General features: G+C 31.2%; 8 protein-coding genes and 1 pseudogene. 6 read left to right on the forward strand and 3 right to left on the reverse strand.

Translation table 11 applies throughout. The features are described from left to right. Positions 1-418: transglycosylase SLT domain-containing protein (locus tag ACTG3S_RS10460; protein ID WP_439129299.1), on the forward strand; the 418-nt coding region annotated here is incomplete at its 5' end. Between the two features lie 15 nt (positions 419-433). On the opposite strand, the gene ACTG3S_RS10465 is transcribed toward ACTG3S_RS10460, so the two are convergent. Further along, a complete protein-coding gene (locus ACTG3S_RS10465) occupies positions 434-1174 on the reverse strand; it encodes an arylesterase (protein ID WP_439129300.1) in 741 nt (246 codons plus the stop codon). Between the two features lie 29 nt (positions 1175-1203). On the opposite strand from ACTG3S_RS10465, the gene ACTG3S_RS10470 reads away from it, so the two are divergent. From ACTG3S_RS10470 to ACTG3S_RS10480, 3 genes are read left to right on the forward strand one after another with little or no spacing between them, the layout of a single operon-like run. Further along, a complete protein-coding gene (locus ACTG3S_RS10470; RefSeq protein WP_439129301.1) occupies positions 1204-1893 on the forward strand; it encodes an ABC transporter ATP-binding protein in 690 nt (229 codons plus the stop codon). Positions 1894-1931: 38 nt separating this feature from the next. Continuing rightward, positions 1932-4424 carry an ABC transporter permease gene (locus ACTG3S_RS10475; protein WP_439129302.1) on the forward strand — a complete coding sequence of 831 codons (2493 nt, stop codon included), beginning with the start codon at positions 1932-1934 and terminating at the stop codon, positions 4422-4424. A gap of 25 nt (positions 4425-4449) precedes the next feature. After that, positions 4450-4992, forward strand: coding sequence for a pyridoxamine 5'-phosphate oxidase family protein (locus ACTG3S_RS10480; protein WP_439129303.1), 543 nt, complete (start codon positions 4450-4452; stop codon positions 4990-4992). A gap of 29 nt (positions 4993-5021) precedes the next feature. On the opposite strand, the gene ACTG3S_RS10485 is transcribed toward ACTG3S_RS10480, so the two are convergent. Beyond that, positions 5022-7286, reverse strand: a complete 2265-nt coding sequence (locus ACTG3S_RS10485; RefSeq protein ID WP_439129304.1) for an acyl-CoA dehydrogenase family protein — start codon at positions 7284-7286, stop codon at positions 5022-5024. Between the two features lie 143 nt (positions 7287-7429). On the opposite strand from ACTG3S_RS10485, the gene ACTG3S_RS10490 reads away from it, so the two are divergent. After that, positions 7430-7606: an adenylosuccinate synthetase gene (locus tag ACTG3S_RS10490; protein WP_439129305.1), complete on the forward strand. Its 177-nt coding sequence runs from the start codon at positions 7430-7432 to the stop codon at positions 7604-7606. A 2-nt stretch (positions 7607-7608) separates the two neighbouring features. Here the strand turns inward: ACTG3S_RS10490 and ACTG3S_RS10495 are convergent, their stop codons facing one another. Then, positions 7609-7833, reverse strand: coding sequence for a hypothetical protein (locus tag ACTG3S_RS10495; protein ID WP_439129306.1), 225 nt, complete (start codon positions 7831-7833; stop codon positions 7609-7611). Positions 7834-8440: 607 nt separating this feature from the next. Between ACTG3S_RS10495 and ACTG3S_RS10500 the strand changes: the two are divergent. Further along, positions 8441-8663: pseudogene (locus ACTG3S_RS10500) on the forward strand (Bcr/CflA family drug resistance efflux transporter); the annotation flags it as partial.

Here is an 8663-nt window from a genome sequence, read left to right on the forward strand (position 1 = left end):
GTTGATGCAAGTAATGCCAGCTACTGCAAAAGAGTTAGGTATAGAAGATATTACAGACCCAATAGAAAGTATTAGAGGAGGAACAACCTATTTAAATCAAATTTTTGATCGTTTTTCAGATGTTCCCGACACCATCAACAGAACAAAGTTTACTTTAGCCGCATTTAATTGTGGTTATGGTCATGTAAGAGATGCTCAATTGTTAGCAGAAGCAAATAACTTAGACCCTATGATTTGGGAGAATAATGTGGAAAAAATGTTATTAGCTTTACGTTTACCTAAAAATTACAACAAAGACTTTATCAAGTATGGATATGTAAGAGGTTATGAACCTGTTACCTATGTAAGGCAGATTTACGAACGTTATCAGCATTACAAAAAATTTATTACAGAGGATGATAAGGAGTTAGTAGAATAACTTTATCGATATTTATTACAAAACCTCTTTCAAAACCACCCAAACATTTTCTGCTAATATTTGATGTCCTTTGGCGGTTGGGTGAATGCCATCAGATTGATTTAATTTTGCAATACCACCTACATTCTCAAGTAAAAATGGTACTAAAGTAAGGTCATTTTTGGCAGCCAAATCAGGAAATATATTTTTAAATTCAGAAGTGTAATCTTGTCCCATATTTGGCGGAATTTGCATCCCCAGCAATACGATTTTTGTTTCAGGATATTTGTTCTGCACAGCATTGATGATAAACTGTAAGTTGCTTTTGGTTTCTATTAAAGGCACACCACGTAAACCATCATTTGCACCAAGTTCTAGTACAAAAATGGAAGGTTTTTCATTTAAAACCCAATCGATTCTATTTTTACCACCTGCAGTAGTTTCTCCACTAACGCCAGAATTTACCACAATATAATTAATATCTAAACTATCAATTTTTTGTTGAATTAATCCAGGAAAAGCATTATTAATATCGTCTAAACCATAACCAGCTGTTAGGCTATCACCAAAAAAAACAATTTTTTTAGCAGCGTTGGTATCAGATTCTTTTGTTTCCGTTTTAGTAGTTTCCTCAACAACTTTTTGTTCTTTTTTAGGAACATCAGATTTGCAAGAAAACAAGACCATCACCAAAGAAAAATAACATAATTTTAAGAAAATGTTTTTGGTTCTAGCCTTTCTATTTCTTGTCAAATGATTATTTTTAAATGTTCGCATATGAAGATTATAAATTAAAAGAAAATTGAATGTCAAAGATATTAAAGATTCATCACTTAGAGAAGACTTATACCAGTGGTTCTAAAAAATTAACGGTATTGAAAGATATTTCTTTTGAAGTAGAAAAAGGAAGTATTTTTTCTATTGTAGGGCCTTCTGGAAGTGGAAAAACAACTTTACTAGGATTGTGTGCAGGATTAGATTATCCAACTTCAGGAAACGTAGCATTGTGTGGAACTGCTTTACAAGATTTAAGTGAAGATGAACGGGCTGCATTGCGTAATAAGGAAGTCGGTTTTATTTTTCAGAATTTTCAGTTATTACCAACCTTAACCGCTTTAGAAAATGTAATTGTGCCTTTAGAATTACAAGGCAACAAAAATGCGGTTGCTTATGGTAAAGAGTTGTTAACCAAGGTTGGGTTGGCAGATCGCTTGCACCATTACCCAACACAATTATCTGGTGGAGAGCAGCAAAGAGTAGCTTTGGCAAGAGCTTTTTCTAACAAACCTTCTATTTTATTTGCAGATGAACCTACAGGAAATTTAGACGAAGAAACTGGCGAAAAAGTTATTCAATTGTTGTTTGAATTAAACAAAGAAGCAGGTACTACTTTGGTCATTATTACCCACGATTTAGATTTGGCTAACAGAACACAGCAAATTTTACGCTTAAAAGGAGGGAAGATTGTTGCTAACGAAAAAACAGCTACAATTTAATGTTGAAAGTAAAAACAAATTTTGGTTGGCTGTTAAAAATGGCTTGGAGAGATGGAAAAGCAAGTCTTAGCAGATTGTTGCTTTTTATGGCTTCTATTATTTTAGGAATTGCGGCTGTAGTGTCTATTCAGTTATTTAGTGATAATTTAAAACAGAATATAAAAACACAGTCGAAAGCCTTAATGGGCGCAGATTTTATAATAGATAGCAGAAAAGCACCTTCTAAAAAAGTATTACAAATCATCGATTCTTTAGGTGCAGATGCGTCTGAAGTTAATTTTATTTCGATGGCTGCTTTTCCTAAAAACAACAACACCAAATTAGTAAAAGTAAGAGCTTTAGAAGGCGCATTTCCTTTTTATGGCAAATTAACCACTATACCAGAAAATGCTGGTGAAACCTATCAAAAAGAAGGAGGCGCTTTGGTAGATGCTACGTTGTTATTGCAATTCAATTTAAAACCTGGTGACTCTATAAAAATAGGCTTGGTAACTTTGCCAATAACAGGAACTTTAAAAGCAATACCTGGTAGTACAGCAATATCTTCGTCAATTGCACCAACGGTTTTAATTCCCTATCGATTTTTAGAAAAAACAGATTTATTACAATTGGGCAGTAGAAAAGAATATCAATATTTTTTTAAAGCTCCAGAAATGAATTTGGATTTATTAGACGAAAAGATAGATCCAATTTTAGATGCAGAAAACGCAGATTTAGATACACATACAAGTACCAGCAGAAGATTGGGTAGGAGATATGACAATGTTGGGCGCTTTTTAAATTTAGTCGCTTTTATTGCTTTGTTGTTAGGTTGTATTGGTATTGCTAGTTCTGTGCATATTTACATTAAAGAAAAATTGAAAAATGTGGCTGTTTTAAAGTGTTTAGGTACTTCTAGAAAGCAGTCTTTTTTAATTTATTTATTGCAAATTATTGGTATTGGTTTTATTGGTGGATTTTTAGGAGCTGCTATTGGTACAAGTCTGCAGTTCGCTTTTCCTTATTTTTTACAAGATTTTTTACCTTTTGATGTGGCGATTAGTATTACCTATCAACCGATTTTAATGGGGATTGTTTTAGGTGTTTTAATGTCGGTTTTATTTGCCTTATTGCCCTTGTTGGGTACTTGGTATGTGTCTCCTTTAGAAGTTTTAAGAGGACAGGAAGACAATCTTCAAAAACCTAGAAAAGCCAAAATAATTGTATTTAGTATTATTTTATTATTTGTATTTCTCTTTGCTTTTTGGATGTTAAAAGATGCCCAAAATGGCTTCTTTTTTACATTAGCAATTTGCATCACTTTTGCAATAATGGCAGGTATTTCTACTTTGTTTATCAAACTGATAAAAAAATATTTCCCTGCATCTTGGGGTTTTACAAAACGCCAAAGTTTACTGAATTTATTTAGACCCAACAACCAAACCATGGTATTGGTGTTGGCTATTGGTTTGGGTACTTTTTTAATTAGTACCTTGTATTTTACCAAAGATATTTTACTGGCAAAAACCTCCTTAGAAAATAAAAAAACAGATGCCAATATCATTCTGATGGATGTGCAAAGTACGCAAGAAAAAGCCATCCTAAATAATTTTAAAAATAATGAAGTAGAAGTTATCGACAACATTCCTATAGTTACCATGCGAATTGAAAAAATACGTGGTAAAACTGCCAACGAAATTAGAAAAGACACCACCATTCGTATGCGCAGATGGATGTTAAATCGTGAGTTTAGAGTAAGTTATAGAGATCAACTTTCGGAGAACGAAGAACTTTTAGAAGGCGAATTTAAAGGCAAAAAAGAGGAAGGCAAGCCAATTTACGTTTCTATTGCAGATAATATGGCAAAAGATGCTAATTTAAAAGTAGGAGACAAGGTAGTTTTTAACATTCAAGGTCGTTTGATGGAAACCATTGTTGGCAGTATTAGAAAGGTAGATTGGAGCAGTATGCAGGTTAATTTTATGATTTTGTTTCCAGAAGGTGTTTTAGAAAATGCACCAAAATTTAATGTTATTACTACGTATGCACCCACAGAAGAACGTTCTGCTGCATTGCAAAGAGACTTGGTTCAAAAATTTCCTAATGTTACTATTTTAGATCTAAGACAAGTGTTTACCATTGTAGAAGATATTCTTGATAAAGTTTCTTGGGTGATTAATTTTATGGCGTTTTTTAGTATTTTAACAGGTTTTATTGTGTTGATTGGTTCTGTTAGAAATAGCAAATATCAGCGAATTAAAGAAAGTGTATTGCTACGAACTTTAGGCGCAAAAAGCAAACAAATACTGCAAATTACAGCTTTAGAATATGTGTATTTAGGCATTATAGGAAGCTTGACAGGTATTTTATTGTCTTTGATTGGGAGTCAATTATTGGCGACGTTGTTATTTAAAGAGCCATTTATACCTTCTGCCATTCCGTTTTTGGTGTTTTTACCAGGCATTACGTTTTTAGTAGTACTTTTTGGATTGAGCAATTTAAAATCTGTATTACAAAGTCCGCCTTTAGAGGTTTTACGAAAAGAGGTTTAATAGTATTGAATAGAAAAGCAATATTTTGAAAGAAGAAATTTTACAAGAATTAAAAAACGAATTGATAAACGGATATTCAAAAAGAAAACACCCTTTTCGTTATTTTTCATTGGCAACTGTTCATGAGAATACTCCTCGTTTACGAACTGTTGTATTGCGAAAAATGTTACCAGATTTCACACTATTAATTTACACAGATTTGCGTTCTCAAAAAGTGGCAGATATTCAACAAAATGATGTTGTAAGTGGATTGTTTTATCATCCTAAAAAATTACTTCAACTAAAAATTGATGGAAAAGCAGTTGTAATTTCTGACAAAACTAAACTAAAACCTTATTGGAATTCTATTGTTGAAAACTCTAAAAAAGATTACACAACTCAAAAATCACCTGGCACAGTTATAAAAAATCCAGATAATGTTTCTTATAATGATTCTAAAAACCATTTTTGCGTAATAAAAATCAACATTACTAAAATTGAATATTTACGATTGAAAAGACCCAATCATATCCGAGTTGCTTTTACCAAAATAAATAATGACTTTGTTGGAGATTTTTTAACACCTTAATTCATCAAAAAATAGTTTTAAAAATTTAATTATTGAGCTATGGGCGCTTCCAAACAATGTTTTGGTATACCAAAACCATCAACTAAAACCCCAATATGAGGTCTTAATTCTGTAGAAATACGCTCTACACGCCTTTTGATTGCTTTCGATTTTGAGCCACTAAAATACCCTTGTTCTAAATACCAAGAAGCATCTTTTTGCAATGCATGTAGTGCATACAAAGTCCCTAATTTTTCAAATAATAATTTATATTTTTCATCTTTAATATTTTGTGTTTGTGCTATAAAAATTCGGTATGCCAATTCAATACTATAGGCTTTACCTAAAGACAGCAAATGGGTTTGCACTTTTAAAAAAGCCTGATAAGAAGGCATTCCTTTTTTTACATAATCACGAATTCGCATGGCAACTGTATAGGTTAATCTTCTAGTTCTATAATTAAAAGCATGCATATGAAATTTTGCACTATACAAATGTACTTTATCTACATTATTCACATACATTGGATTTATAGTACTTAGTTTATCGCCAATTTGAGCTTTGATTAATTTAAGCACCGTCATAAAACCAGCACTATTAAATTCCGATTTAAAATCAGACAAAACCCCTTTGGCTGCCAATTGTAACAATACGTGATTATCACCTTCAAAAGTGGTGAAAATATCTACATCACCTTTTAAATCTGCAATTTGGTTTTCTATCAAATAGCCTTTTCCACCACAAGCTTCTCTGCATTCTTGTATAGTATCATTGGCAAACCAGGTAATTATAGATTTTAATCCTGCTACTTTGGTTTCGATTTCTCTTTTATCTGTTATAGAAGTATCACTGTATTCTTTCATGATTTGCGTAAGTGCAACATCATACACATAACTATTTGCGATTGCAGGTGTTAAACGTAATTGATGACTAGGATAATCCATCAACAAATCTTCTTGAATTTTAATACTATCATTAAATTGTCTTCGTTTTAAAGCATGTTTTACTGCAATTGCCAACGCTTTTTTGGCACCACCAAGACCAGCTCTTGCCACACAAATTCTACCACCAACCAAAGTACCCAACATCGTAAAAAAACGTTTGTTCGGATTTTTTATATCCGAATAATAGGTTCCATCTTTTGTAATATCACCATATTTATTTAATAAATTTTCTTTCGGAACTTTCACTTGATGAAACCATATTTTACCATTATCAACACCATTCAATCCTAATTTGTAGCCATTATCTTCAATAATAACTCCTGGCATTAATTGATGTTTTTCATCACGAATAGGTACTAAAATGGCATGTACACCTTGGTTTTTTCCATCTACAATTAATTGTGCAAATACAGAAGCCATAGTAGCATGTAAGGCGTTGCCAATATATTCTTTATTATCATTTTTACCAGGTGTATGTATTACAATACAATCTGTTTCTTTATGATAAGTAGCAGTCGTTTTTATACCTCTCACGTTAGAACCATGTCCGGTTTCTGTCATGGCAAAGCAACCCAATAAATGTGCTTTTCCTGTTTCCGTTAAATATTTATCGTGATGTTTTTTTGTGCCTAACTTTTGAATACTACCTCCAAAAAGCCCAAATTGAACGCCAAATTTTATAGCCATACTGCCATCTGCATACATCATATTTTCAAAAATAGCTGCATAGGCAGGCATGTTGTCTATTCCTCCGTACAATTCTGGGAAAGCCATTGCTCCATATCCTTTGGTGCCTAAAAATTGAACTTGCTTTAATACATGTGCTCTAAATGCTTCTTTCTCTCTTTTAATATCCCATTTAAAAAGAGGATGTTTTAAAAATTCTCTAAATTCATCAATAATCGTAGCGTTTTCTCCTTTTAAAATAAGGTCTATTGCTACAGGACTGTAAAAATCTGAAGTACTTTCTTTTACAACTTCTATATCAAATAAATGGTTGTAGTGATTGGGCTGTATCCCTAAATTAATTTCAATATCTTTTAAATACTTATTAAACGAACCTTCTCCAAAATGATGAGCAATCATTTTTTGACTAAAAGTGGCTAGGGGATAGGTATCACTTTCTATTAATTTTATGGCAGCATTAGAAATTGCTAATTGCCAATTCTTAATTTCATTATTTGTAGGTGGATTCTTTTTATCTAAAGAAGCTATTAGATAATTATAATCGTCTTTGGTAAGTGTAGGATCTTGCTCAATAGCATTTTTAACAACAGCTACCTCAGAATAAGAGAGTAAATCGTCTGACCAAATCACATAAAAAAATGGAATGTATTGTAAGATACCTGCAGCATATGTTTTTATTTTCATAAGTTGAATTTACAAAAAAAACATATAATACAAGTGATTAATGATGCGGTATTTTGTGTGAAGTCAACATAAAAAGTAGACAGATATTTTTTATTTATTCTTTATTTATGTATATTAAATTGATTCATAAAAAAAAATAAACGATGCTTAATATATACCAAATGATTAGAATTCAATTACCCATAGGAACGCCGAATCCTGATGATAATAAACCCTTAGATTTATCAGATCCTTTTGAGTTTATTGTGTTTATAATTGTACCAATAGTAGTATTTATTTTGTATTTGTTATGGAAAAGGAAAAAAAACAATAACAAATAAAATTACTTTTCTTTACCTGGGTTAGTATCTAATTCGATATTTTCTATAGGTTCTTTTTGGGTAGTTTTTTTATTCGATTCATTGGCATGTCTATCGTTCGTTAAGGGTCTACCAATTCTACTACCAGGAATGTCTAAATTTTCTTTGGCACTCTCTGGTTCATTTTTGCTTTTCTTTAGTGGTTTTCCTGTATTATTTTCAGTTTGTAAATTTTTTTGATTTTTCATTATCTTCTTTTTTAATGATTATTAAGCTTATTTTAAATAATATAAATAAGCATTGTTTTGTATGATAACTAAATTAACCATAATCAATTTTTAGCTTAACTCAAACCAATAAAATTTTAATGCTTTTGGGATTTTTAAATGATTTCTACAAAGAAAGTACTGTAATGTTCTTTGTGGCGAATGTGCTGGACTTGATGCAATATTTTTTTATTAAAATTTAAGAGCTATTTAAAACCAATTATCCACAGGATAATCGTTTATTAAATAATGTGGCAAGCTTACCAGACTTATATTAGACAAAAATAAATATACAGGTTCATGAGTCGTAATTTCTTTTAACATCATATCTATCGATATAAACCTAAAGGGAATTATTATAAGTTTAAAGACATTAACTCTGCAATTATGTCAAATATAACGAAAAGCGCTATTTCGCTAATTGTTATAAAATGTATTATAATTTATATTATGTTAAATAGAATATTTTAGAACTCCTCTTACATTATATTTTAAACAAATATTTAAAATCTATCATTGTATTAACAAATACTATAAAACGAGTCTCAACTTCTTTTCTAACTGCAAAGTTTTAAAGTACTTTTGCCGAATGCAAATAAAACAAAAAAGTCAAAGCGAGTTTATTTTAATGATGGCATGTTTAATGTCTTTGGTAGCGCTTTCTATAGATGCTTTATTACCTGCTTTAAATCAAATAGGTATTTCAATTGGCACTTCAAGTAATAGCGATAGTCAGTTATTGATTACCATGATTTTTTTAGGTTTAGGCTTAGGGCAATTAGTTTCTGGACCTCTTTCAGATAGTTTTGGTA

The sequence above is a fragment of the Polaribacter sp. genome (assembly GCF_965656025.1).
In the GTDB taxonomy this organism is placed as follows: domain Bacteria; phylum Bacteroidota; class Bacteroidia; order Flavobacteriales; family Flavobacteriaceae; genus Polaribacter.